Genomic DNA, 22,757 nt, shown 5'->3' on the forward strand with positions numbered 1-22,757 from the left:
GGTCACCCGTGAGCACGGTGGCGCCGGTGACGGCCTCGAGCGACTTCTTCGTGTCGGCCGATGCCTGCGGGTAGACGATGTCGACCTCGCCGTTCTGGAGGGCGGTCACCTGTGCGGCGGCGTCGGGGATGACGCGCATCACGAGCTTGTCGATCTGCGGCTTCAGGTTGCCGTCGTAGTACGGGTTCAGCGAGAACTCGAGCGACTGTCCCGGAGTCCACGCGGAGAGCACCCAGGGGCCGCTCGACACGAGGAGGTCGGAGTCGGTCGGGAACGACGTGATGTCGTAGCCGGTGTTGATGAACTTCGCCGCGGCCTCGAGGGTCGCATTCGGGGCGACCGGGCTCGACGGGTTACCTGCGGGCAGGCCCTGGAGGAGCTTCGTCAGGTCGGCAGCCGACGAGAGACCGGCCTTCTTCGCGACGATGTGCGCGGGCTGCGCGATCGGCGAGAAGAGGTTCCAGTCGACGTAGGGCTGGCTGTAGACGAGCGTGATCGAGGTGTTGTTGTCGCCCACGGTCGGGAACGCGGTGCTGTTGATTCCCGCGGTCGAACCGGCGATGGCGAAGTACTGCGTGCCCTTGGTGACGTTGCCGTCGGCGTCGAACGTGGCGTCGTCGTAGTGACCCGAGGCGATCGCCCAGGCGAGGACCATGTCATCTGCGGTGATGGGCTGGCCATCCGACCACTTCGCACCCGACTTGAGGGTGTACTTGACCGTCAGCGGGCTGTCCGAGGTCTTCTCGTACGTGCCGATGTCGGTGTTCGCCACGACGTTGAAGTTGTTGTCGGGGTACTGGAACGTCGCGTTGGTCAGGTATGCGTACTGACCGTTCGTGTCCAGGTTGCCCTGCGGCGTGTTGCTGTTGAGCGAGGTGAGGTCGTTGACGATGGCCTCAGTGACGGTGCCGCCCGAGCGGGGCTTGGTGGTGGTGCCGCTCGTGGTGCAGCCCGCCAGCAGGAGGGCACCCGCGGCAGCTGCCGCGATCACCACTCCGAGACGTGACTTCTTCAACTTGGTGACTCCTTATGAGAAGGGATGTGGCCCCACACGAAGTCCGAAAACTTCGCATGGCGCAGATACGGAAACCCTAAGCACGGCCATCCGCCTGTTCAAAGCCGGACCGGAAACCGTTACATACCCTTAACGCGAATGACGGTGCGATGCGCAATCTGCACAGTCGGGGTGCAGAGCGGGCCGATGCGCCTTTTACCTGCGCATCACGGCGGAAGCGGCATCCCGTGAAACGATGCCGGGGTGACCGAGACGACGCGTCCCTTTCCCGCCGAGCGCCCGCGGGCCGAGGGCTTCGACCGCACCCGGCTGCGCTGGGAGGTCTGGCTCGTCCTCGGCGTCAGCGTCGGCCAGTCGGCCCTGTACTCGGTGCTGTCGATCGTGCGCACGACGATCGAGACGATGTCTCGCGGCCAGACGGTCGGCGACGCGCAGACGCAGCTGAACCCTACGCAGGACGCCGCGGCGTTCTGGGACATCCTCTACCAGTTCCTCGATGTGTTCTTCAGCTTCGTGCTGATCGCGCTGGTCGTCTACCTGCTGTGGAGCGCGGGCGACAGCGCGCTGCGACGCATCGGGCTCGACTTCCGCCGATTCGGCGGCGACCTGGGTCGTGCGGCGCTTCTCGCCGCGGTCATCGGCGTGCCAGGGCTCGGGCTCTACGTGGTCGGTCGACTGCTCGGGCTGACCCTTCAGGTGCAGGCGTCGCCCCTGGATGCCGCGTGGTACACCGTCCCGCTCCTCCTGCTCGCGGCGCTGCGCGCCGGCGTGCTCGAGGAGGTCGTGTTCAACGGCTACCTCTTCGACAGGCTACGGCGGCTCGGCTGGTCGTGGTGGGCGATCATCCTCACCGCAGCGGGTCTGCGAGGGCTGTACCACGCGTATCAGGGAGTTCCCGCGATCATCGGCAACGCGGTGATGGGGGTCGTCTTCGGCTGGTGCTATCGCCGCTGGGGCCGGGTGATGCCGTTGGTGATCGCCCACACCCTCATCGACGTCGTCGCGTTCATCGGATATCCGCTCGCCGTCTCGCTCTGGCCGGGCGTCTTCGGCTGAGCCGCCGCGGTGCACCGTTGCGTCGTGCCTTCCGGTGCACAAGTGCGCTGGAAGGCACGACGCGCGACCTACGGCCGACCGTGCGTCGCGGAACGCTCCGTCCCACGGCTGCGGGAGCGGGCACGTCGTGACGTTCCCTCCACCGCGCGGCGAATGCGATCGCTGTGCACCGGTGTGAGGGGATGCACGGTCGATCCGGCGGTGCGGCGGGCAGGCTGGCGCGATGAGCGTCACTGCGTTCCTCGTCCCCTCACCGGTCCCCCCCGAGATCGCCGACGACGATGCTCCGGTCGGGCGTCCGCGCGACCGCCCCGGGTATCACCGCGTCCGACGCGGCGTCTACGCCCCTCAACATGAGTGGGACCGCCTGGCAGCGCGTGAGCGCTACCTCACGCGCGTGCACGCCCTGGCGGCGATACGCCCGAACACCGTGTTCTGCATGGAGTCCGCGGCGGCACTCCTCGGACTCCCGTTGTTCGGCGAGCCGCGCCGCATCCATGCCTTCGCTCCCGGGCTGCGTCGATCCACCTCGTTCGGCGATGTCACCGTGCACACCAGCGCGACTGCCCGGCGCGTCGACGCGGGCGGTACGATCGCCGTCGTCGACGCGGCCGACACATCCATCGACCTCGCGCACGTGCTGCCCCCGGCGTTCGGCCTCGCCGTGATGGATGCCGCGATCGCCGCGCACCCGGCAGCATCGACGATGCGTGACGAACTGCAGCACCGCCTCGAGACGCGCGTACCGGCCCACGGGAGGCGCCGCGCGGAATGGGCGTTGGGGTTCGCGGTCGCGAACAGCGAGTCCGTCGGGGAGTCGGTCAGTCGAGCCGTGATCTCCTGGCTCGGGTTGGAGGCACCCGAGCTGCAGTGCGTCTTCCGGAGCGAGGGTGCTCGCGATCGAACGGACTTCTTGTGGCGACGGGCGTCGGTCGCCGGGGAGTTCGATGGGTGGGACAAGTACCCGACCCACGATCCGCGAGCCGCACGGGCCGCATTCATCGCGGAGAAACGACGCGAGGACCGCCTGCGACGCCAGCTTCGCGCCGTCGTGCGATGGGAGTGGCGGGATGCGCTCCATCCGCACCGTCTCGAGCGGCTCCTCGCGCAGGCCGGTGTGCCACGCACCGATCGTCGACGCCCGTCGCTGCTCGCCGACGTGGGCCGCAACCCGCGCTCGACCTAGAGCCCCCGCGCGGACCGGGCGCCCACCGGGGCGGCGTGGGCGCCCGGCCGCCCTCACGGCGTCGACACGGCACGTTGCGCGGAGGGCGCGGGGCAGCGCGTTGCGCATCGTGGCTTCTCGCGCGGATGGGTTGCGGCAGAGCGGCGGGCGCTGCGGCCAGGGCGGCGGCGGCAGCAGACGGGCGACGGCCACGCAGCCGCGGCCGCACCGACGCAGCGGTCAGGCGAACGCCTCCACGGGCGGGCAGGCGCACACCAGGTTGCGGTCGCCGAAGGCGTTGTCGATGCGGCGCACCGGCGGCCAGTACTTGCCGCGCACGAGGGATGCCACGGGGTAGACCGCCAACTCCCGCGGGTAGGGATGCTCCCACTCCCCCGCGATGACCGACTGCGCCGTATGGGGCGCGTTCACGAGCGGATTGTCGTCGGCGGGCCATTCGCCCGCGCCTACGGCGATCGCCTCCGCCTTGATGGAGATCATCGCCTCGATGAAGCGGTCGAGCTCGGCGACATCCTCCGACTCGGTCGGCTCGACCATGAGCGTGCCCGCGACGGGGAACGACATGGTCGGCGCGTGGAAGCCGTAGTCGATCAGCCGCTTCGCGACGTCGTCGACGGTCACGCCGGTCTCGTCTCGCAACGGACGCAGGTCGAGGATGCACTCGTGCGCCACGAGCCCGTTCTCGCCCGTGTACAGCACCGGATAGTGCGACCGCAGGCGCTGAGCGACGTAGTTGGCGGCGAGCACGGCGTGCGAGGTGGCGTCGCGCAGCCCTTCGGGCCCCAGCATCCGCACGTATGCCCACGAGATGGGCAGGATCGAGGCGGAACCGTAGGGCGCCGCGGAGATCGCTCCGCCGTCGAAGCTGAACCCGCCGGCGTGCTCGTGGCGCTGCGCCTGGTCGTGCGACGGCAGGAACGGTGCGAGGTGCGCCTTGGCGGCGACGGGCCCGACTCCGGGGCCGCCCCCGCCGTGCGGGATCGCGAACGTCTTGTGCAGGTTCAGGTGGGACACGTCGCCGCCGAGGTCGCCGAACCGCGCGAATCCGAGCAGCGCGTTGAGGTTGGCACCGTCGATGTAGACCTGACCGCCCGCGTCGTGAACCGCCTGGGTGATCGCGAGCACGTCGTGCTCATACACACCGTGGGTCGACGGGTAGGTGATCATCAGCGCGGAGAGCGCATCGGCGTGCAGCGCGATCTTCGCGCGCAGGTCGTCGAGGTCGACGTTGCCCGCGTCGTCGCACGCGACCACGACCACGCTCATGCCGGCGAGCACCGCGGATGCCGCATTCGTGCCGTGTGCGGACGACGGGATGAGACACACGGTGCGCGAGAGGTCGCCGCGGGACAGGTGGTAGCCGCGGATCGCAAGGAGTCCGGCGAGCTCGCCCTGCGAGCCGGCGTTCGGCTGCAGCGAGACGGCGTCGTAGCCGGTGAGCTCGGCGAGCCAGCCCTCGAGCTGCGTGACCAGCTCGAGGTAGCCCTCGACGTCCTCGGCGGGCGCGAACGGGTGGATCTTCGCGAACTCGGGCCACGAGACCGCCGCCATCTCGGTGGCCGCGTTGAGCTTCATCGTGCACGAGCCGAGCGGGATCATGCCGCGGTCGAGCGCGTAGTCGCGATCGGCGAGGCTCTTGAGGTACCGCATCATCTGCGTCTCGGAACGGTGCGCGTGGAACACCTCGTGCGTGAGGAACTCGTCGATGCGCGACAGCGATGCCGGCAGGTGCGCGGAAACTCCCAGCGCGCCGGCGCGCGCCGCGCCCGCCGCTCCCCCGAACGCCTGCACGACCGCGTCGAGGTCGGCTGCGGTGGTGGTCTCATCGACCGAGACGCCCACGGTGTCGTCGTCGACGAGAAGCAGCTGGATGCCGCGGCCGTGCGCGTCCGCCACGATCGCCGCCGCGCGGCCCGGCACGCGCACGCGCACCGTGTCGAAGAACGCGTCGTGCACGAGCTCGGCGCCGGTCGACGTGAGCGCGTCCGCGAGTGAGGAGGCGCGGGCGGCGACCGCCCGGGCGATCTCCCGCAGGCCGTCGGGGCCGTGATACACGGCGTACATCGAGGCCATGACGGCCAGCAGCACCTGCGCGGTGCAGATGTTCGACGTCGCCTTCTCCCGCCGGATGTGCTGTTCCCGCGTCTGCAGCGACAGCCGGTAGGCGGGGTGGCCCGCGGCATCCTGCGACACACCCACCAGGCGACCCGGAAGCTGGCGCTCGAGACCCGCCCGCACCGCCATGTAGCCGGCGTGGGGTCCGCCGAAGCCGAGCGGCACGCCGAAGCGCTGGGTCGTGCCGACGGCGACGTCGGCGCCGAGAGATCCCGGCGAGCGCAGCAGGGTGAGGGCGAGGAGGTCCGCCGCGACGACGACCTTTCCACCCGCGGCCTGCACGGCGGCGATGGCCTCGGTGGGGTCCCACACGCGGCCGGATGCCCCGGGGTATTGGATGAACGCGCCGAACACGTCGATGTCGGCGGGCGGCGGCGACTGGTCGAAGCTCGTCTCGTGCAGGTCGATGCCGACCGCGGCGGCACGGTGCGCCAGCAGCGACTTGGTCTGCGGCAGTGCGTCGGCGTCGACGAGGAACACCGTCGAGCGGGACTTCGAGGCCCGGCGCGCGAGCAGCATGCCCTCGACGACGGCCGTGGACTCGTCGAGCATCGACGCGTTGGCCGTGTCGAGCCCGGTGAGGTCGGCGACCATCGTCTGGAAGTTGATGAGCGCCTCGAGGCGACCCTGGGAGATCTCGGGCTGGTATGGCGTGTAGGCCGTGTACCAGGACGGGTTCTCGAACACGTTGCGCGCGATGACCGACGGCGTGTTCGTGTCGTAATAGCCGAGCCCGATCATGGGTCGCAGCACCCGATTGCGCGCGGCGAGCCCGCGCAACTCCGCGAGCGTCTCCTGCTCGGTCGCCGCGGACGGCAGGGCCGCCAGCGTCTCGCGAGGGGTGAGGATGGCGACGGGCACCGCGGCTCGCACGACGGCATCGGCGTCGGCGTAGCCGAGCGCCTGCGCGAGGCGTGCGCTGTCGCCGGCCGTGCCGATGTGGCGGGAGCGGAAGGCGTCGCTCACGCAGCGCCGCCGGTCAGCTCGTCGGTCGTAGGCGGCGCGATCGAGGAGCCCCTCGATCGCCTCACCATCGAGCTCGACCCGCACGAGCCACGCCGCGAAGGCGTCGGCGTTCACGAGCGCCGGGTCGCTGTCGACGTCGCCGTTCACCTCGATGACGCGGCCGGACACGGGCGCGTAGAGCTCGCCGACCGACTTCGTCGACTCGATCTCGCCGCACACCTGGCCGGCGGTCACCGTGCCGTCGATGGCGGGGAGCTCGACGAACACCACGTCGCCGAGCTTCTCGGCGGCGTAGTCCGTGATGCCGAAGGTGGCGACATCCCCTTCGATGAGCACCCATTCGTGCTCGGCGGTGTACTTGAGTGCGTCGCGGTCGGTCATGCGTTCCTCCGATAGAAGGGCGGGGTGGTCACGGTGGCGGGGATGAGAGTGCCGCGCACGTCGATCGCGAGAGCCGTGCCGGGGGCGGCGTGCGCGGGCGAGACGTAGGCGAGTGCGATCGGGTGTCCGAGCGTGGGGCTGAGCGCGCCGGAGGTGATCTCTCCGACCGCGTCGCCGTCGGGCGTGCGCACCTCGTAGCCGGCGCGGCCGGCGCGCCTGCCCTCGGCGACCAGCCCGACGAGCACCGGGCGATCGGTGAGGTCGGCGGCCTCGAGCGCGGCCTTTCCGACGAAGTCGGGCTTGTCGAGCACGGGCACGCGGCCGAGACCGGCCTGCGCGGGCAGGGTGTCGAGCGTCAGCTCGTGGCCGTAGAGCGGCATGCCGGCCTCGAGGCGCAGCGTGTCGCGGGCGGCGAGCCCGGCGGGCACGAGCCCGACCGGCTCGCCCGCGACAAGGAGGGCGTCCCAGAGCCGCGCCGCGATGCCGACGGGGGCGAGGAGCTCGAAGCCGTCTTCACCCGTGTACCCGGTGCGCAGCACCAGCACGTCGGCGTCGAAGGCGCGCGCCCGCGACCACGCGTAGTACTTCAGGTCGGCGACCGGGGGCGCGACATCCGTCAACTCGTCGAGGGCGGCGAGCACCTCGACGGCGCGCGGGCCCTGCACCGCCAGCAGGGCATAGTCGTCACTGACGTCGGCGACGGATGCCGCGAACTCCCCCACCCGCTCGGCGAGCGCCGCGGCGACGGGCGCGCGGTTGCCCGCGTTGGCGATCACGAGGAACCTTTCGTCGGCGAGTCGATAGACGATCAGGTCGTCGATGACGCCGCCCGACGGGGCGAGCAGCAGCGAGTACTTCGCCTTGCCGATCGCGAGGGCAGACAGGCGGCCGGCGAGCGCGGCGTCGAGGTAGGCGCCGGCATCCGCGCCGACGACGTCGAACTCGGCCATGTGCGAGATGTCGAACAGGCCCGCCGCCTCGCGCACCGCGCGGTGCTCGGCGAGATCGGACGAGTAGCGCACCGGCATGAGCCAGCCGCCGAAGTCGGTGAACGAGGCACCGAGGGCGTCGTGACGGGCGTGCAGCGCCGTCGTGCGGGATGTGGAGGTGGGGTCGGTCATGAGTTCTCCCGTGCAGGGGCGGGCGACCGTCAATCGACGGTCTCGAACTCCCCCTCTGTCATCGGCCTGAGAGCTTGCTCGCGGCATCCGTCACAGCGTCGGATGCGGCGGCTTTCACCGTCGGCGGACGCGTATGCGTCGCTTTCCAGAGCGGCCCGACCGGGGCGGTACGGCTACCTGAGAGATTGGCGGGGAGGCTTGCTCCTTCGGTGCCCGTCGCCGGCTGCGACGGAGCTCTCCCGCTACGGTCACGGGGCCTTGTTGACTTGTGCGGCCAGCTTAGCGGCACCGGTGCGCTCAGCGGATGCAGGCGCCCGACGACACGGTCTGCTGCATGCTCTCCGCCTGGGCGACCACCGAGGTCAGCTCGGCGGTGGTCATCGCGTAGCCGACGTTGGGGTCGCTGTCGCTGCGGGCGAAGACGATGCCCACAGCCCGTCCCGACGCGTCGAGGAGCGGCCCGCCGGAGTTGCCGGGCCGCACCACGGCGTCCAGGGCGTAGATGTCGCGCACGTCCGATCCGCTCCCGTAGATGTCGGGCACCCGCGCCTCTCCCACGCTCGTGACCGAGGCGTTCCCCGACGTGAACGGGCCGCCATAGGGATAACCCTGCACCACGGCGGCGGCGCCGGCGGTGAGTGTCGCGCCGAGAGGGATGGCTGCGGCATCCAGCCCGTCGGTCGCGATGACCGCGATGTCGTTGTGCGGATCGTCGTACACGATGCGACCCTCGACGGCGGCGCGACCCGGGAGCTCCACGATGGGGTTCGTGACTCCGGCGACGACATGCGCGTTGGTGACGACACGGTCCGGAGCGATCACGAAGCCGGATCCCGTGGAGGTCTCGCTGCACGCATAGGCCGTGCCCGAGATACGGGCGACCGACTGCGCGGCGGCGTTGAGTGCCGGGTCGGCGAGGTCGATCGGGGCGGCGGCGGGTGCGGTGGCGGCTCCGTCGAGCAGCGCCCCGAACTGCGGCAACCCGTCGCTGAGCACCCCCTGGCGCAGCTGCGCCAGGGCCTGCGACAGCGGGCTCGGGGTGAGATCGTCGATCGTGCGCAGCACCGTCGACGACGCGACGGCAGGGGCGAGCACGGGCGTGCCCGTCACCACCACGCTCTGCCCCACGAGCGAGATCGCGAGGGCGGCGACGACGACGCTCAGCGCGCCTCCCAGGACGCGATCGACGATGCCGAGGCGCAGGCGGTCGACGCCGCGCCGCAGGCGCATGCCGATGGCGCCGCCGAGCGTGCCGCCCGCGAACAGGAGCGCGATGCCCGCCGCGAGCACGATGAGTCCGCGCCACTGGGACCACGGCACAACGCCCGACAGCAGCGGCAGCAGCCACCACGCGGCGGCGCCCGCCGCCACGACGCCGAGCAGTGCACCGGCGCTCGCGAGAAGACCCCGGGCGATGCCACCGGCGAGCGCGCCGATGAGCAGGAGCACCGCGATCACATCGACGACGAGCGACATGGATGCCTCCTCCTCCCCCGCCTGGATGTCTCACGGTACGACGGATCCGCTGGGAATCGTCCCGGTTTGCCTTCGAGTCATCGAGACTCTAAGATCGCTTCTGGTCATCATGACACTAACCATCCGTTCCGAGAGCGCCGCGTCGGCACCGTCCCCGTCGGACCCGACGCGCGTCGCCGTGTCGACCGTGATCTTCACCCTGCGGCGGCCCGACGGATGCGACCTGCCCGTGCTCTCCCTGCCGCTCGTGCGCCGCACCCGTGACCCGTACGGCGACTTCTGGGCCCTCCCCGGCGGATGGCTCGACGCCGACGAGGAGCTGGAGGATGCGGCATCCCGCACCCTCGGCGAGACGACCGGCCTCGCCGCGAGCTACCTCGAGCAGCTCTACGCCTTCGGCGCCATCGACCGCTCCCCCTCGCGGGTCATCTCGATCGTCTACTGGGCGCTGCTGCGCTCCGACGACGTCGACGCTCAGCTGGCCGCGCACCTCGCCGCCGGCGACGCCCCCGAGAACGTCGAGTGGTTCGACGCCGCCCACCTGCCGACCCTCGCCTTCGACCACAACGCGATCGTCGACTACGCCCTGTGGCGCCTGCGCAACAAGGTGGGCTACAGCCGCATCGCCCACGGCTTCCTGCCCGGATCGTTCACGCTCGCTGAGCTGCGCGAGGTGTACGAGGCGATCCTCGAGCGCCGCCTGGACCCTGCCAACTTCCGCCGCCAGGTGGAGGGCTCCGGAACCCTCATCCCCACCGACGACTTCCGCACGGGCAGCCATCGACCGGCGCGCCTGTACCGGTACAACCACGACGTCGAGCTCTCCGATCGCGGGCCGCTCGGCACCGCCCCGCCCGCTTCTCGCGAACAGTCAGCCACACCGCACACCCCGAAGGAGGCGCGATGAGCGCCGTCAACATCGCCCTGCGCCCGCGCGACGAGATCGATCCGTCGGTCGACCACGTCATCCAGTCGCTCGTCTCCGGCGGATCCGCCGACGCGACCTGCACGACCGACCTCGCGGCCAGCCCGTGGACGTTCGACGTGAGCGAGGGCTACGGGCCCGGTGCCTCGATGGGTGACGTCATCCCCACCGGGTCACCCCGCCAGGGCTCGCTGCCGCAGGAGTACCGCGACGCCGACCCGGCCGATCTGGATCACCGCATCCGTGCGGCGAAGCAGATGCTCGGCGACCGGGTCGTCGTACTCGGCCACTTCTACCAGCGCGAGGAGGTTGTGCGACACGCCGACTATGTCGGCGACTCGTTCCAGCTCGCGACCGCCGCGAAGGCCCACCCCGACGCCGAGGCGATCGTGTTCTGCGGCGTGCACTTCATGGCCGAGACCGCCGACCTCCTCTCCGGAGCGGACCAGGCCGTCATCCTCCCGAACCTCGCCGCCGGCTGCTCGATGGCCGACATGGCCGACATCGATCAGGTCGAAGAGTGCTGGGAGCAGCTGGCTGAGATCTACGGCGACATGGATGCCGCGGACGCCGACGGGCTCGTGCCGGTCATCCCGGTCACCTATATGAACTCGTCCGCCGCGATCAAGGGGTTCGTCGGCCGCCACGGCGGCATCGTCTGCACGTCGTCGAACGCGCGCACGGTGCTCGAGTGGGCGTTCGAGCGCGGACGCCGCGTGCTGTTCTTCCCCGACCAGCACCTCGGCCGCAACACGGCCAAGGCCATGGGTGTGCCCCTCGCGCAGATGCCGATGTGGAATCCGAACCGTCCCCTCGGCGGCTCGAACGCCGACGAGCTCGCGGATGCCCGCGTCATCCTCTGGCACGGGTTCTGCTCGGTGCACCGTCGCTTCTCGGTCGCCCAGATCGACAAGGCGCGTGCCGAGCACCCCGGCGTGCGCGTGATCGTGCATCCCGAGTGCCCGATGGACGTCGTCGACGCGGCCGACGAGGCCGGATCGACCGACTACATCCGCAAGGCGATCGAGGCGGCGACCGAGCCCACGACGTTCGCGATCGGCACCGAGGTCAACCTCGTGCAGCGCCTCGCCGCCCAGCACCCGCAGCACGAGATCTTCTGCCTCGACCCGGTCGTGTGCCCGTGCTCGACGATGTACCGCATCCACCCCGGCTACCTCGCCTGGACACTCGAGTCCCTGGTCGCGGGAGAGGTCGTCAACCGCATCACGGTGCCGGGCGACGTCGCCGACCCCGCCCGCATCGCGCTCGAGCGCATGCTCGCGGCGAAGCCGCCGGCAGGACGCGTCGAGACGCCGGGGAGCGCGCAGTGAGCCGCAGCATCCACGCCGTCGTCGTCGGCAGCGGCATCGCGGGTCTCACCGTCGCGCGCGACGCCGCCCGCGCGGGGGCGCGGGTCACCCTCGTCACGAAGGACGAGCTGGCCCACGCGAACACCCGATACGCCCAGGGCGGCATCGCGGGCGTCATGTTCGACGACGACAGCGTCGAGGACCACATCGCCGACACCCTCACCGCCGGCGCGGGCCTCGGCGACCCTGCGGCCGTGCGTGTGCTGGCGACCGAGGGGCCGGCGCGCATCCGCGAGCTGATCGAGCTCGGCGTCGCCTTCGACCGGGATGCCGCCGGGTCGCTGCGCAAGGGACTCGAAGCCGCGCACTCCTACCCCCGCGTGCTGCACGCGGGGGGAGACGCGACGGGTGCCGAGATCGAGCGGGCGCTGGTCGCGGCCGTGCGGGCGTCGGGTGTGGAGATCGTCGAGCACGCGTTCCTCGTGGACCTCGTCGTCGCGCACGGGAGGGTGAGCGGCGTCGAGCTGCAGCAGGGCGATGCCCGCCGCACGATTCACGCCGATGCCGTGGTGCTCGCGACCGGCGGCGCCGGCCAGCTCTTCGCGCACACCACCAACCCCGTGGTCGCCACGGCCGACGGCATCGCCGCCGCTCTGCGCGCGGGGGCCGCTGTCGCCGATCTCGAGTTCGTGCAGTTCCACCCGACCGTGCTCGCCACCGGTGACGCGTTCCTCGTGTCGGAGGCCGTGCGCGGCGAGGGCGCGACCCTCATCGACCCGGACGGCCGGCGCTTCACGTTCGATGCGCACCCCGACGGCGAGCTGGCCCCGCGCGACGTCGTCGCCCGGGCGATCGCCGCCCGCATGGCGGCGCAGGGAGGCGCGCCGGTCGCGCTCGACGCGACCCGGCTGCACGCACCCGGCACGGCCGCCTTCCTCGCCGGACGGTTCCCCACGATCGATGCCGCCGTGCGCGAGCGCGGCCTCGACTGGGCGCGGGAACCCATCCCGGTGACGCCCGCGGCGCACTACCTCATGGGCGGCGTCGTGACCGACCTCGACGGCCGCACCACCCTGCCCGGCCTCTACGCCGTCGGCGAGACCGCCCGCACCGGGGTGCACGGCGCGAACCGACTGGCCTCGAACTCGCTGCTCGAGGGCGCCGTCTTCGGCGCGCGCGCCGCGGCGGCTCTGACCACAGACGCGGATGCCGCGTGGCCCGCGCCGGCACTCCCGGCGGCGCCCGCACCGCTCGAGACCGCCGCGCCCGCCGCCGACGCCCCACCGTTCACCCGCGCCGCGCTGCAGGAGCTGCTGTGGCAGCACGCCGGTCTCGTGCGCGACGACCGCGGGCTCGCGCGAGCGGCATCCGTGCTCGCCGCGTGGTCGCTGCCGCACGCCGCCGCATCGTCGGTCGCCGGATGCGAGGACGAGAACCTGCTGCAGGTCGCCGTCGCGCTCGTCGCGGCTGCGCGTGCGCGCACTGTCTCGGTCGGGGCGCACTTCCGCGCCGACGCGGACCCGGCCGCAGCGGCGGACGCCGCGGCATCCGTCACCGAGGTCGTCGCATGCTGACCGCCCGCACCATCGACCGCATCGTCACGCTTGCGCTCGACGAGGACGCCCCGTGGGGCGACCTCACCAGCGAGACGCTGATCCCCGCCGACGCGGTCGCGACAGCCGACCTCGTCGCGCGCGAGGACGGCGTCTTCGCCGGAGGCGAGGTGTTCGCGGCCGCCTTCCGGCTGACCGACCCGGCCATCGAGGTGGGTCTGCACGTCGCCGACGGCGGCCGGTTCATCGCCGGACGCCGGCTCGCGACGGTGACCGGGCCGGCGCAGGGCGTGCTCACCGCCGAGCGCATCGGGCTCAACTTCGCGCAGCGCATGTCGGGCATCGCGACCCTCACCGCGCGGTACGTCGACGCGATCGCGGGCACCGGTGCGCGCATCGTCGACACCCGCAAGACGACCCCGCTGCTGCGTGCGTTCGAGCGCCACGCGGTGGCCGCCGGCGGCGGGCACAACCACCGGTTCTCGCTGTCCGACGCGGTCATGGCCAAGGACAACCATCTGGGCGTGCTGACCGCGACCGGGGCAGATCTCACCGACGCGCTCCGCGAGGCGATCGCGAGGCTCCCCCACACCGCGCACGTCGAGGTCGAGGTCGACCGCGTCGACCAGATCGAGGCCGTCGTCGCGGCGGGGATCGGCACGATCATGCTCGACAACTTCACCGTCGACCAGCTGCGCGAGGGTGTCGCCACTGTCGCCGGACGGGCGCAGATCGAGGCGTCCGGCGGGGTGAGCCTCGACACCGTGCGGCAGATCGCCGAGACCGGTGTCGACGTCATCTCGGTCGGCGCGCTCACCCACTCGGCGCGCGCGCTCGACCTCGGGCTCGACCTGCGCATCGACCTCGGGCGATGAGCGGGCTCTACCTCGACAACGCCGCGACCACGCCCGTGCGCCGCGAGGTGCTCGAGGCCATGGCACCGTTCCTCACGAGCGTGTTCGGCAACCCGTCGAGCCACCACGAGCTCGGCGATGCCGCGGCGCGCGCGCTCGACGACGCGCGGCGCCGGGTCGCCGCGGTGCTCGGCATGCGCGCGGGCGACATCACGTTCACCTCGGGCGGCACCGAGGGCAACAACCTCGCCCTCAAGGGCATCGCGATCGCCGCGGCATCCGCGCGCGGCGCGCGCCACGTGATCACGACTCCCATCGAGCACGAGTCGATCCTCGAGTCGGCGCGCTACCTGCGCCGGGTGCACGGGTTCGACGTCGACCTGGTGCCGGTCGACGAGACAGGACGCGTCGACCCGGCGGAGCTCACCGCCCTGCTGCGCGACGACACCGCGGTCGTCAGCATCGGGTACGCGAACAACGAAATCGGCACCGTGCAGGATGCCGGGGCCCTCGCCGCAGCGACCCGCACGGCGGGCGTACCCCTGCACCTCGACGCCGTGCAGGCCGCGGGGTGGCTGCCTCTCGCGGGCACGGGCGCCGACGCGCTCGTCATCGCCGGGCACAAGCTCGGTGCGCCGAAGGGAACCGGGGTGGCGGCGATCCGCGGGCGCGTGCCCGTCGAGCCGCTGCTGCACGGCGGCGGGCAGGAGCGCGGGCGGCGCAGCGGCACCGAGAACGTCGCGGGCGCCGTGGCGATCGCAACCGCCCTCGAGCTCGCCGAGGCCGAGCGCGAGGCCTCTGCCGCGCGCGTCGCCGCGCTGCGCGACAAGTTCGTCGCCGCCGCCCTCGTGCGGCTGCCGCAGGCGCGTCTCACCGGCGACCCCGTGCATCGACTGCCCGGCACCGCGAGCTTCACCTTCGCCGGCACGAGCGGCGAGGCAGTGCTGCTCGAGCTCGAACGCCGCGGCGTCGTCACCTCGAGCGGCTCGGCATGCGCCGCGGGCAGCGACGAGCCCTCGCACGTGCTGCTCGCCCTCGGGGTCGACCCGGTCGTCGCGCAGACCTCCGTGCGGTTCACGTTCGACCATCACGGTCACATCGACCCCCAATATCTCGCGAACGCGCTCACCTCCGCCGTGGCCGCCGTAGGATCGGCCGGGTGAGTTCCCCGGCGGTGACCGTCATCGTTCCCGGTTTCGACGTCGCCGCCTACGCCGATGAGGCGCTGGCCTCGCTGCGTGCGCAGACCCGAGACGACTGGCGTGCGGTGCTCGTCGACGACGGCTCGAGCGATGCGACCGGGGCGATCTACGCGGCGGCCGCGGCATCCGACCATCGCTTCGAGGTGATCACGCACCACCGTCAGCGCGGCCTCGCCGCCGCGCGCAACACCGGTCTCGACGCCGTCACGACGCCGTACGTCGCCTTCCTCGACTCCGACGACCGCTACACCCCCGCAGCCCTCGAGACGATGCTCGGCACGCTCGAGGAATCCGGCAGCGATCTCGCGATCGGCGCCTACGTGCGCCTGCGCCCGCAACCCGGCGGCGGGTATGCGAGCGGACCCGTGCAGCCCTGGGTGAGCGCCGCGACCGCGCCCGCCCGCCGCGGCGTGACGCTCGCGGAGCACCCCGAGGCATCCGGCAACATCGTGGCCTGGTCGAAAGTGTCCCGCGCCGACTTCTGGCAACGCACCGGGCTGCGCTTCCCTGAGGGACGCCTCTACGAGGACCAGCAGGTCGCGCAGCGCATGTACACGCTCGCCCGCGCATTCGACACGGTTCCCGACGTGATCGTGGAGTGGCGCGAGCGGGCCGACGGAACCTCCATCACCCAGCACGAGAGCACGCTCGGGGTGCTGCGGGACTGCCTCGACGCGATGGCCGCGGGGCTGGCCGTGCTCGACGACGCGGGTCAGCACGCCGCCGCCGACGCCCGCGTGCGACTGATGCTCACGATGGATGTGCCGCGTCTCGCGCGCATCGCCGAGACGCATCCGGATGCCGCCTACCGCCGCGCCCTCGGAGAGTTCACCCGTGCGCTCACCGCGCGCAGCAGCGAGCGCGAGGACGGCCGCGAGGCATCCGTCGCCGCGACCTGGTGACGCTCAGACGGGCCTGTCCGCGTCGAGGTCGGTGACCGCCGCGAGCTGCTGGGCGGCGAGCGCCGCGTAGAGCCCACCGGCCGCGAGCAGCGACTCGTGCGTGCCCGACTCCACGATGCGACCGCGCTCGACCACGTGGATGACGTCGGAGGCGATGACCGTCGACAGCCGGTGCGCGACGGTGATGGTCGTGCGCCCGCGCGCCGCGGTGTCGAGGGCCTCCTGCACGATGCGCTCGGACACCGTGTCGAGTGCCGAGGTGGCCTCGTCGAGCAGCAGCACCGGCGGATCCTTCAGCAGCACGCGCGCGATCGCGATGCGCTGCTTCTCACCGCCCGACAGCCGGTACCCGCGTTCGCCCACGACGGTGTCGTAGCCGTGCTCGAAGCCCTCGATGACGTGATGGATGTTGGCCGCGCGGCAGGCCGCCTCGAGCTCGGCGTCGGTCGCCTCCGGCTTCGCGTAGCGAAGGTTGTCACGGATGGTCGCGTGGAAGAGGTACGTCTCCTGCGACACGATGCCGATGTCGTCGATGATCGCGGCGTGCCGCAGGTCGCGCACGTCGGCGCCCGCGAACCGCACCGTGCCACCCGTGGCCTCGTAGAGCCGCGGCGTGAGGTAGAGGATCGTGGTCTTGCCGGCCCCCGACGGCCCGACGAATGCGACGTGCTGGCCGGGCTCGACGGTGAACGAGACGTCGTCGAGCGTCGGGCGCGCTTCGCTCGACGAGTCGGGGTAGCGGAACGACACCCCCTCGAAGCGCACCTCGCCGCGCGGGCCCGGCGCCTCCGCGACGCCGATCGCCCCCGGCCGGTCGCGGATCGCGGGCGTGAGGTCGAGGTACTCGAAGATGCGCGCGAACACCGCGCCCGAGGTCTGCAGGTCGAGGGTCACGCGCATGAGGCCCATGAGCGGCTGCAGCAGCCGGGCCTGCACGGTGGTGAACGCGACGATGGTGCCCGCCGTGATCGTGTCGGCCCCGCCGCCGATCAGAAGGCCCGCGACCAGGTAGATGACGGCCGGCACGCTCGCCATGATGACGCCGACGAGCGAGAAGAAGCCCTGTCCGCTCATCGCCTGTCGCACCTGCAGGCGCACCTGGTTGGCGTTCTCCTCGCGGAAGCGCCCCAGCTCGTCGCCCTGACGGTTGAACGACTTCGAGAGCAGGATGCCGCTCACACTCAGGCTCTCCTGCGTGATGGCGGTCAGCTCCGAGAGCGACTCCTGCGTCTGGCCGGCGATGCGCGCGCGCACCTGGCCGACCCGCCGCTGCACGACGGCCAGCACCGGCATCAGGACGACCGCGATCACCGTCAGGCGCGGGTCGATCAGCACCATCGCGACGATGGAGGCGACCACCGTCACCGTATTGCCGAGCACGCTCGTCACGGTGTTGGTGAGCACCGACGACACGGCGCCGACGTCGTTCTGCAGACGCGACTGGATGACGCCCGTCTTGGTGCGGGTGAAGAAGGCCAACTCCATGGCCTGCAGGTGGTCGAACATGCGCACGCGCAGGTCGCCGGTGACGGCGTTTCCGACGGTGGCGGTGAGCCACGTCTGCCAGAAGTTCAGCGCCGCCGAGAGCAGGAAGAGCGCGACAGTGATCGAGACGAGCTCGACGAGCAACGGGATGCGGGGTCCGCCTCCGGAGGTCGGGAACAGGGCGTCGTCGAAGATGCGCTGCACGATCAGCGGCGGGATGACCGCGACGGCCGCACCGAGCAGCACGGCGACGATCGTGAGTGCCAGGCGCGCGCGATACGGCCGGAACAGCTCGGCGACCCGGCGCCCGAGGTGGGCGATCTTCGGCGCCGACGCGTTGGCCCTGCGCTGCGCGTCCTGGTCGACCCCGCGGAAGCCCGCCGGCCGCGGGCCCATGCCGTTGGCCATCCCCATGCCCATGCCGCCGCCTCCGTGGCCCATACCCATCGCCATCAGCGGGTCACCCGAGGCTCGAGACGAGGTTGATGACCGTCGCGAGGATCACGGCGCCGAAGAGGTAGGCGAGCATGGTCTGCGCGATCACGATGCGCCGCACCTCGTTGGTCGTCACGTTGGTGTCGGCGACCTGGTAGGTCATGCCGAGCCCGAAGGCGAAGTAGGCGAAGTCGGTGTACATCGGCGGCTCGTCCTGGTTGAACTGGATGCCGCCGATCGGCTCGGTGTAGTAGACGTGCGCGACCCGCAGCATATAGTCCACCTGGATGAGCAGCCAGGATGCCGCGACGCTGACGACGCTGATGCCGGCAAGGGCCAACGCCTCCCACCCGCTGGCATTGCGCGCCTCGACCACGACCACGCCGACGGCGCCGAGGCTGACGAGGCTGCCGACGACGGCGATCAGCCGGGCCGTGCGTCGACCCGGGTCCTCGGCCGTCGCGTGCGCTCGGGTGTCCGCGGCATCCATCGACCACGTCGCGACCAGCACCCAGGTCGTCTGCACGATGGCGAGCACCGCCCAGGCCGAGAGGATGCCGGCCGCCCACCCCTGGAACAGGCCCACGACGATCCCTCCCGCCAGGCCCGCGACGATCGACACGACCGCCCGCACCCGCACCGAGGCGAGCTGTCGTGAATCTGCCATGCACTCATCGTGCCACCAGTCGGGAATGGGATGTCTGTGACCACCGTTACGCTCATCACACGCCCGTCGCACTCCCGACGATGACGTCCCCGCCCACAGCCCCGAGACGAGGAACGCCCATGGCATCCACCGACACCATCCCCTCCGCACCGGCATCCATCACGCCTCAGGCGCAGCGCGTCATCTGGCTGCTCCTGGGTGCCGCGTTCGTGGCGATCCTCAACGAGACCACGATGGGCGTGGCGATCGACCACCTCATCGACGACCTCTCGATCACGGCGTCCGCCGCACAGTGGCTGACGACCGCCTTCATGCTCACGATGGCCGTGGTCATCCCGATCACCGGCTTCCTGCTGCGCCGCCTGACGACACGTGTGATCTTCGTGGCGGCGATGAGCCTCTTCTCGCTCGGCACCCTGGTCGCCTTCCTCGCTCCCGGTTTCGAGGTGCTGCTGGTCGCGCGCGTCATTCAGGCGTCCGGCACCGCGATCATGATGCCGCTGCTCATGACGACGCTCATGACCGTCGTGCCGGCGCACGAGCGCGGTCGCATGATGGGTCGCGTCAGCATCGTCATGGCGCTTGCGCCCGCCCTCGGCCCGACTCTGGCCGGAGTCATCCTCGACACGCTCGGCTGGCGCTGGATCTTCGGCGTCGTGCTGCCGATCGCGATCGTCGCGCTCGTCGTCGGCGCGCTGTGGATCCGCAATGTCGGCGAGCAATCGCACGCCCGCATCGACGCCCTCTCTGTCGTGCTGTCCGCCTTCGGCTTCGGCGGCCTCGTCTACGGCCTCAGCCAGATCGGCGGCGAGGGCGGGGCGGCATCGAGCCCGTCGGCCACCCTGTGGATCTCGCTGATCGTCGGCGTCGTGGCGCTCACGCTGCTCGTGCTGCGCCAGCTGCGTCTGCAGCGCGACGATCGGGCTCTCCTCGACCTGCGCGTCTTCAGCTACCGCAACTTCACGATCTCGCTCCTGCAGTTCACGATCCTCTCCTTCGCGTTCTTCGGCGCGATCACGGTGCTGCCGCTCTACCTGCAGCGCGCCGTCGGCGCCGATGCGCTCACCACGGGACTCCTGCTGCTGCCGGGCTCCTTGCTGATGGGACTCACCGGTCCGCTGATCGGCGCGATCTACGACAAGTGGGGCACCCGCGTTCTGCTGATCCCGGGCGCGCTGATCGTGATCGCCGTGCTGTGGGGCCTGACCTTCGTCGACGCGAACACCTCCATCTGGGTGCTGCTGCCCATCATCACGGTGATGTTCGTCGGCCTCGCACTGTCGTTCCCGCCGCTGTTCACCGCGTCGCTCGGGTCTCTCCCGCCGCACCTCTACGCCTACGGCAGTGCGATCCTCTCGACCGTGCAGCAGGTCGCCGGCGCCGCGGGTGTCGCGGTGCTGGTCACCCTGATGGCGACGTCCACCGCGAACGCGTCGGCCAACGGGGCATCGCCGAACGAGGCGTGGGCGTCGGGCACGCACACGGCGTTCGTCTTCGCGGCGGCGGTGTCGATTCTCACGATCGTGGGCGCGCTTATGGTGCGCAAGCCGGCCGACACGATCGAGATGCCGGGCGTCGGGCACTGACCTGCGAGTGATCGCACAGATGCCGACCCGGGTCACCGGGTCGGCATCGTCGTTCGGCGGTCTCAGCCGATGCTGCAGGAGCCACCGCAGCACGAAGGGGCTGCGTCGGCGTCGCCGAGAAGACTGAGGAACTGCGGCCCGGGGGTCGCGGCATCCGTCACGGTGTCGTCAGAAGACGTCTGCGTCGTGGACATCGCTCCATCGTACGACTGTTGCGGGCCTCGGGCTCCGCTCACACGAGCGCGCCGAGCACCGCGCCGAGCGCCGCGCCCGCGACGCAGGCGACCAATTGGCCGAACCCTGCCGCGAGGCTCCATCCCCATCGACGCTGCTGCGCGAGGCGCACTGTCTCGAAGCTCGCCGTGCTGAACGTCGTGTAGCCCCCGAGAAGCCCGGTGCCGCCGATCATGCTCACCTCGACCGGCAGGACGCGCCCTGCGGCGGCCGCCACGACGAACCCGAGCACGAACGAGCCCGTGACGTTGATGACAGACGTGCCGAGCGGATAGGGATGCCGCCACCGTGCCTTGACCGCGCCGTCGACGACGAAACGCAGCGCCGCTCCGACGCCTCCGGCAGCCATCGTCGCGACCCACAGCCAGATGACGGTCATGCGCGGGCCCTCCGCATGATCGCCGCCCCCGCGGCGATGCCGAGGATCGACGCGGCGCCACCCACCACGACCGTCACTGCGCCATAGACGAGGCTCGCGGTCAGATCGGTGTGCAGCAGCCCCTCGGCACCGACGGCGAAGGTGCTGTAGGTCGTGTAGCCGCCCAGCACGCCCGTGCCGACGAAGAGACGGATGCCGCGCCGCACCCCCGTGTCGTCGCCGCGACGCACGAGCACCTCGAGCAGCAGTCCCAGCACGAAGGCACCGGTCACGTTGATGACGAGAATGCCGAAGGGGATGCCCCACTCGGCCGGGATGGCGGCGGACACGACGAGGCGGACCCCCGTACCGATCGCGCCGCCGAGCGCCACCAGACCGACCGCGGCGGGGCGCAGGTGGAGCGGCCTCGGGATGACCGCAATGTCGTCGGTGTCGGGATCGAGCGGCAGCTCGCTGTGGCTGTCGCGCTGCGAACTCACTCGCCCTCCGGTTCCCGGCCGGACGGCCGATCCGCCCAATCTACGCCCGTCACCACCGCCACTCGCGCACGAACCTCGGCCGCAACATGCGGCAACGGCATGCAACGGGCCGCGGCGTAGCGTCGGCATCGCGACGGGGATCACGGAACCTCGGAAGGGGTCCGGGGCCGTTCCCCGACACGAAGGAGTGATGACGATGTCGATTCTCACCGACGCCCGTCCGAACCTCGATCGCGGCACCGTGCCCACCGGCACCATGCGCGCCGCGGTGGTCACGACCTCCGGCGAACCGCTGGTCGTCGAAGACGTGGCGATCCCGTCTCCGGGTCCCGGCCAGGCACTCGTGAAGGTGATCACGAGCGGCGTGTGCCACACCGACCTCCACGCGGCGCGCGGCGACTGGCCGGTCGCGCCGAAGGCGAATCTGATCCCCGGTCACGAGGGCTACGGCGAGGTCGTCGCACTGGGCGAGGGCGTGACATCCCTCTCGGTCGGCGACCGCGTGGGCAACGCGTGGCTGTGGAGCGCGTGCGGCGTGTGCGAGTACTGCCGCACCGGCTGGGAGACCCTCTGCCCCGAGCAGCAGAACGGCGGCTATTCCGTCGACGGCAGCTTCGGCGAGTACATGCTCGTCGACGAGCGGTTCGCCGCGCGAATTCCCGAGGGTTCCGACCCGTACGAGGTCGCGCCGATCCTGTGTGCGGGTGTCACTGTCTACAAGGGTCTGAAGATGACCGAGGTGAAGCCCGGCGAGTGGGTCGTGATCTCCGGAATCGGTGGTCTCGGCCACATCGCGGTGCAGTACGCCCGGGCGATGGGCATGCGCGTCGCTGCGGTCGACATCGACGAGGAGAAGCTCGCGCTCGCCCGCACCCACGGCGCCGAAGTCACCGTCAACGCGGCGACGACCGACCCGGGACCTGCCGTGCAGGAGCTCACCGGCGGCGCCCACGGCGTGCTGGTGACCGCTGTGCACCCGAAGGCGTTCGGTCAGGCACTCGGAATGGCCCGTCGCGGCGCGACCATCGTGTTCAACGGGCTTCCCCCGGGGGACTTCCCCGCGAACATCTTCGACATCGTGCTGCGGGCGATCACCATCCGCGGCTCGATCGTCGGGACACGCCAGGACATGATCGAGGCCCTCGACTTCTACGCCCGCGGCGAGATCCACCCGACGATCGCCGTCGAGTCGCTCGACGACATCAACGAGGTGTTCGAGCGCATGGAGCAGGGCAAGATCGACGGCCGCATCGTCATGAAGTACTGACCGCGGCATCCGGTCGTGGGCGGGGTCGCGCGGCGGCCCCGCCCTTCCGCTGCCCGCCTACAGTGGCCAGGTGACCGACACTCCCCCGACCCGCTGGTGCCTCAGCCGACGCGACGGCGCGGTGTGCACGCGCGCCATCGGACACGCGGGGCTGCACAACCGG

General features: G+C 71.2%; 19 protein-coding genes and 2 riboswitches. Of the genes, 10 read left to right on the top strand and 9 right to left on the bottom strand.

The features are described 5' to 3' along the window. Window positions 1-1,015: ABC transporter substrate-binding protein (locus ABT08_RS08015; protein ID WP_288114566.1), on the bottom strand; the 1,015-nt coding region annotated here is incomplete at its 3' end. 243 nt (window positions 1,016-1,258) lie between these two features. Between ABT08_RS08015 and ABT08_RS08020 the strand changes: the two genes are divergently transcribed. Together ABT08_RS08020 and ABT08_RS08025 are read left to right on the top strand one after the other, a co-directional pair. Then, entirely contained in the window at window positions 1,259-2,071 is an 813-nt protein-coding gene (locus ABT08_RS08020) for a CPBP family intramembrane glutamic endopeptidase (protein WP_288114568.1), read from the top strand. Window positions 2,072-2,294: 223 nt separating this feature from the next. Then, on the top strand, window positions 2,295-3,257 hold the full coding sequence (locus tag ABT08_RS08025) for a hypothetical protein (protein WP_288114570.1): 963 nt from the start codon (window positions 2,295-2,297) through the stop codon (window positions 3,255-3,257). A gap of 219 nt (window positions 3,258-3,476) precedes the next feature. On the opposite strand, the gene gcvP is transcribed toward ABT08_RS08025, so the two are convergent. From gcvP to ABT08_RS08040, 3 genes are all read right to left on the bottom strand, one after another. Beyond that, window positions 3,477-6,719, bottom strand: a complete 3,243-nt coding sequence (gene gcvP, locus ABT08_RS08030) for an aminomethyl-transferring glycine dehydrogenase (protein ID WP_288114572.1) — start codon at window positions 6,717-6,719, stop codon at window positions 3,477-3,479. Next, window positions 6,716-7,840 (bottom strand): glycine cleavage system aminomethyltransferase GcvT, encoded by a 1,125-nt coding sequence (gene gcvT, locus ABT08_RS08035; protein ID WP_288114574.1) that lies wholly within the window; start codon window positions 7,838-7,840, stop codon window positions 6,716-6,718. The genes gcvP and gcvT overlap by 4 nt, the downstream gene beginning before the upstream one ends. 45 nt (window positions 7,841-7,885) lie before the next feature. Next, a riboswitch (glycine riboswitch) is annotated at window positions 7,886-7,995 on the bottom strand. Then, window positions 7,996-8,092: riboswitch (glycine riboswitch) on the bottom strand. Window positions 8,093-8,137: 45 nt separating this feature from the next. Continuing rightward, on the bottom strand, window positions 8,138-9,316 hold the full coding sequence (locus tag ABT08_RS08040) for a MarP family serine protease (protein WP_045248710.1): 1,179 nt from the start codon (window positions 9,314-9,316) through the stop codon (window positions 8,138-8,140). Window positions 9,317-9,494: 178 nt separating this feature from the next. Between ABT08_RS08040 and ABT08_RS08045 the strand changes: the two genes are divergently transcribed. Genes ABT08_RS08045 through ABT08_RS08070 form a run of 6 tightly spaced genes read left to right on the top strand, consistent with a single transcriptional unit; the run spans window position 9,495 to window position 16,062 of the window. After that, window positions 9,495-10,223, top strand: coding sequence for an NUDIX hydrolase (locus tag ABT08_RS08045; RefSeq protein WP_045248749.1), 729 nt, complete (start codon window positions 9,495-9,497; stop codon window positions 10,221-10,223). Next, complete coding sequence (nadA, locus tag ABT08_RS08050; RefSeq protein ID WP_288114577.1) at window positions 10,220-11,572, top strand: quinolinate synthase NadA; 1,353 nt, start codon at window positions 10,220-10,222, stop codon at window positions 11,570-11,572. The genes ABT08_RS08045 and nadA overlap by 4 nt, the downstream gene beginning before the upstream one ends. Then, complete coding sequence (gene nadB, locus ABT08_RS08055) at window positions 11,569-13,125, top strand: L-aspartate oxidase (RefSeq protein WP_288114579.1); 1,557 nt, start codon at window positions 11,569-11,571, stop codon at window positions 13,123-13,125. The genes nadA and nadB overlap by 4 nt, the downstream gene beginning before the upstream one ends. Next, entirely contained in the window at window positions 13,119-13,979 is an 861-nt protein-coding gene (nadC, locus tag ABT08_RS08060) for a carboxylating nicotinate-nucleotide diphosphorylase (protein ID WP_288114582.1), read from the top strand. The genes nadB and nadC overlap by 7 nt, the downstream gene beginning before the upstream one ends. Further along, window positions 13,976-15,121: a cysteine desulfurase family protein gene (locus tag ABT08_RS08065; protein WP_056207285.1), complete on the top strand. Its 1,146-nt coding sequence runs from the start codon at window positions 13,976-13,978 to the stop codon at window positions 15,119-15,121. The genes nadC and ABT08_RS08065 overlap by 4 nt, the downstream gene beginning before the upstream one ends. Continuing rightward, window positions 15,118-16,062 (top strand): glycosyltransferase family 2 protein, encoded by a 945-nt coding sequence (locus ABT08_RS08070; protein WP_045248706.1) that lies wholly within the window; start codon window positions 15,118-15,120, stop codon window positions 16,060-16,062. Before ABT08_RS08065 ends, ABT08_RS08070 begins: the two co-directional genes overlap by 4 nt. Before the next feature lie 3 nt (window positions 16,063-16,065). Here ABT08_RS08070 and ABT08_RS08075 read toward each other — a convergent pair whose 3' ends face one another. Together ABT08_RS08075 and ABT08_RS08080 are read right to left on the bottom strand one after the other, a co-directional pair. Further along, window positions 16,066-17,961: an ABC transporter ATP-binding protein gene (locus ABT08_RS08075; RefSeq protein ID WP_082483062.1), complete on the bottom strand. Its 1,896-nt coding sequence runs from the start codon at window positions 17,959-17,961 to the stop codon at window positions 16,066-16,068. 46 nt (window positions 17,962-18,007) lie between these two features. Beyond that, window positions 18,008-18,649, bottom strand: coding sequence for a DUF1345 domain-containing protein (locus ABT08_RS08080; protein ID WP_056207288.1), 642 nt, complete (start codon window positions 18,647-18,649; stop codon window positions 18,008-18,010). Window positions 18,650-18,768: 119 nt separating this feature from the next. Here ABT08_RS08080 and ABT08_RS08085 point away from each other — a divergent pair, with 119 nt between their 5' ends. Beyond that, the gene (locus ABT08_RS08085; protein WP_273190591.1) at window positions 18,769-20,235 is read left to right on the top strand and encodes a DHA2 family efflux MFS transporter permease subunit; all 1,467 of its coding nucleotides are present in this window, start codon (window positions 18,769-18,771) and stop codon (window positions 20,233-20,235) included. Window positions 20,236-20,297: 62 nt separating this feature from the next. Here the strand turns inward: ABT08_RS08085 and ABT08_RS08090 are convergent, their stop codons facing one another. Genes ABT08_RS08090 through ABT08_RS08100 form a run of 3 tightly spaced genes read right to left on the bottom strand, consistent with a single transcriptional unit; the run spans window position 20,298 to window position 21,327 of the window. Then, the gene (locus ABT08_RS08090) at window positions 20,298-20,429 is read right to left on the bottom strand and encodes a hypothetical protein (RefSeq protein ID WP_268768859.1); all 132 of its coding nucleotides are present in this window, start codon (window positions 20,427-20,429) and stop codon (window positions 20,298-20,300) included. Between the two features lie 38 nt (window positions 20,430-20,467). Beyond that, entirely contained in the window at window positions 20,468-20,848 is a 381-nt protein-coding gene (gene crcB / locus ABT08_RS08095; RefSeq protein WP_056207291.1) for a fluoride efflux transporter CrcB, read from the bottom strand. Beyond that, window positions 20,845-21,327: a fluoride efflux transporter FluC gene (locus ABT08_RS08100; protein WP_235557479.1), complete on the bottom strand. Its 483-nt coding sequence runs from the start codon at window positions 21,325-21,327 to the stop codon at window positions 20,845-20,847. Before ABT08_RS08100 ends, crcB begins: the two co-directional genes overlap by 4 nt. A 196-nt stretch (window positions 21,328-21,523) precedes the next feature. Between ABT08_RS08100 and adhP the strand changes: the two genes are divergently transcribed. Next, on the top strand, window positions 21,524-22,594 hold the full coding sequence (adhP, locus tag ABT08_RS08105) for an alcohol dehydrogenase AdhP (RefSeq protein ID WP_048808839.1): 1,071 nt from the start codon (window positions 21,524-21,526) through the stop codon (window positions 22,592-22,594). The last annotated feature ends 163 nt before the right edge of the window (window positions 22,595-22,757 follow it).

This window comes from Microbacterium sp. SCN 71-21 (assembly GCF_001725695.1).
In the GTDB taxonomy this organism is placed as follows: Bacteria; Actinomycetota; Actinomycetes; order Actinomycetales; family Microbacteriaceae; genus Microbacterium; species Microbacterium ginsengisoli.

What these genes read in the sequence shown, in the direction of transcription:
- ABT08_RS08090 (WP_268768859.1), bottom strand. Translation starts at nt 20,429, where the DNA reads ATGTCCACGACGCAGACGTCTTCTGACGACACCGTGACGGATGCCGCG.
- ABT08_RS08040 (WP_045248710.1), bottom strand. Translation starts at nt 9,316, where the DNA reads ATGTCGCTCGTCGTCGATGTGATCGCGGTGCTCCTGCTCATCGGCGCG.
- ABT08_RS08085 (WP_273190591.1), top strand. Translation starts at nt 18,769, where the DNA reads ATGGCATCCACCGACACCATCCCCTCCGCACCGGCATCCATCACGCCT.
- nadA (WP_288114577.1), top strand. Translation starts at nt 10,220, where the DNA reads ATGAGCGCCGTCAACATCGCCCTGCGCCCGCGCGACGAGATCGATCCG.
- ABT08_RS08080 (WP_056207288.1), bottom strand. Translation starts at nt 18,649, where the DNA reads ATGGCAGATTCACGACAGCTCGCCTCGGTGCGGGTGCGGGCGGTCGTG.
- adhP (WP_048808839.1), top strand. Translation starts at nt 21,524, where the DNA reads ATGTCGATTCTCACCGACGCCCGTCCGAACCTCGATCGCGGCACCGTG.
- nadC (WP_288114582.1), top strand. Translation starts at nt 13,119, where the DNA reads ATGCTGACCGCCCGCACCATCGACCGCATCGTCACGCTTGCGCTCGAC.
- gcvP (WP_288114572.1), bottom strand. Translation starts at nt 6,719, where the DNA reads ATGACCGACCGCGACGCACTCAAGTACACCGCCGAGCACGAATGGGTG.
- ABT08_RS08075 (WP_082483062.1), bottom strand. Translation starts at nt 17,961, where the DNA reads ATGGGGATGGCCAACGGCATGGGCCCGCGGCCGGCGGGCTTCCGCGGG.
- ABT08_RS08065 (WP_056207285.1), top strand. Translation starts at nt 13,976, where the DNA reads ATGAGCGGGCTCTACCTCGACAACGCCGCGACCACGCCCGTGCGCCGC.
- gcvT (WP_288114574.1), bottom strand. Translation starts at nt 7,840, where the DNA reads ATGACCGACCCCACCTCCACATCCCGCACGACGGCGCTGCACGCCCGT.
- crcB (WP_056207291.1), bottom strand. Translation starts at nt 20,848, where the DNA reads ATGACCGTCATCTGGCTGTGGGTCGCGACGATGGCTGCCGGAGGCGTC.
- ABT08_RS08025 (WP_288114570.1), top strand. Translation starts at nt 2,295, where the DNA reads ATGAGCGTCACTGCGTTCCTCGTCCCCTCACCGGTCCCCCCCGAGATC.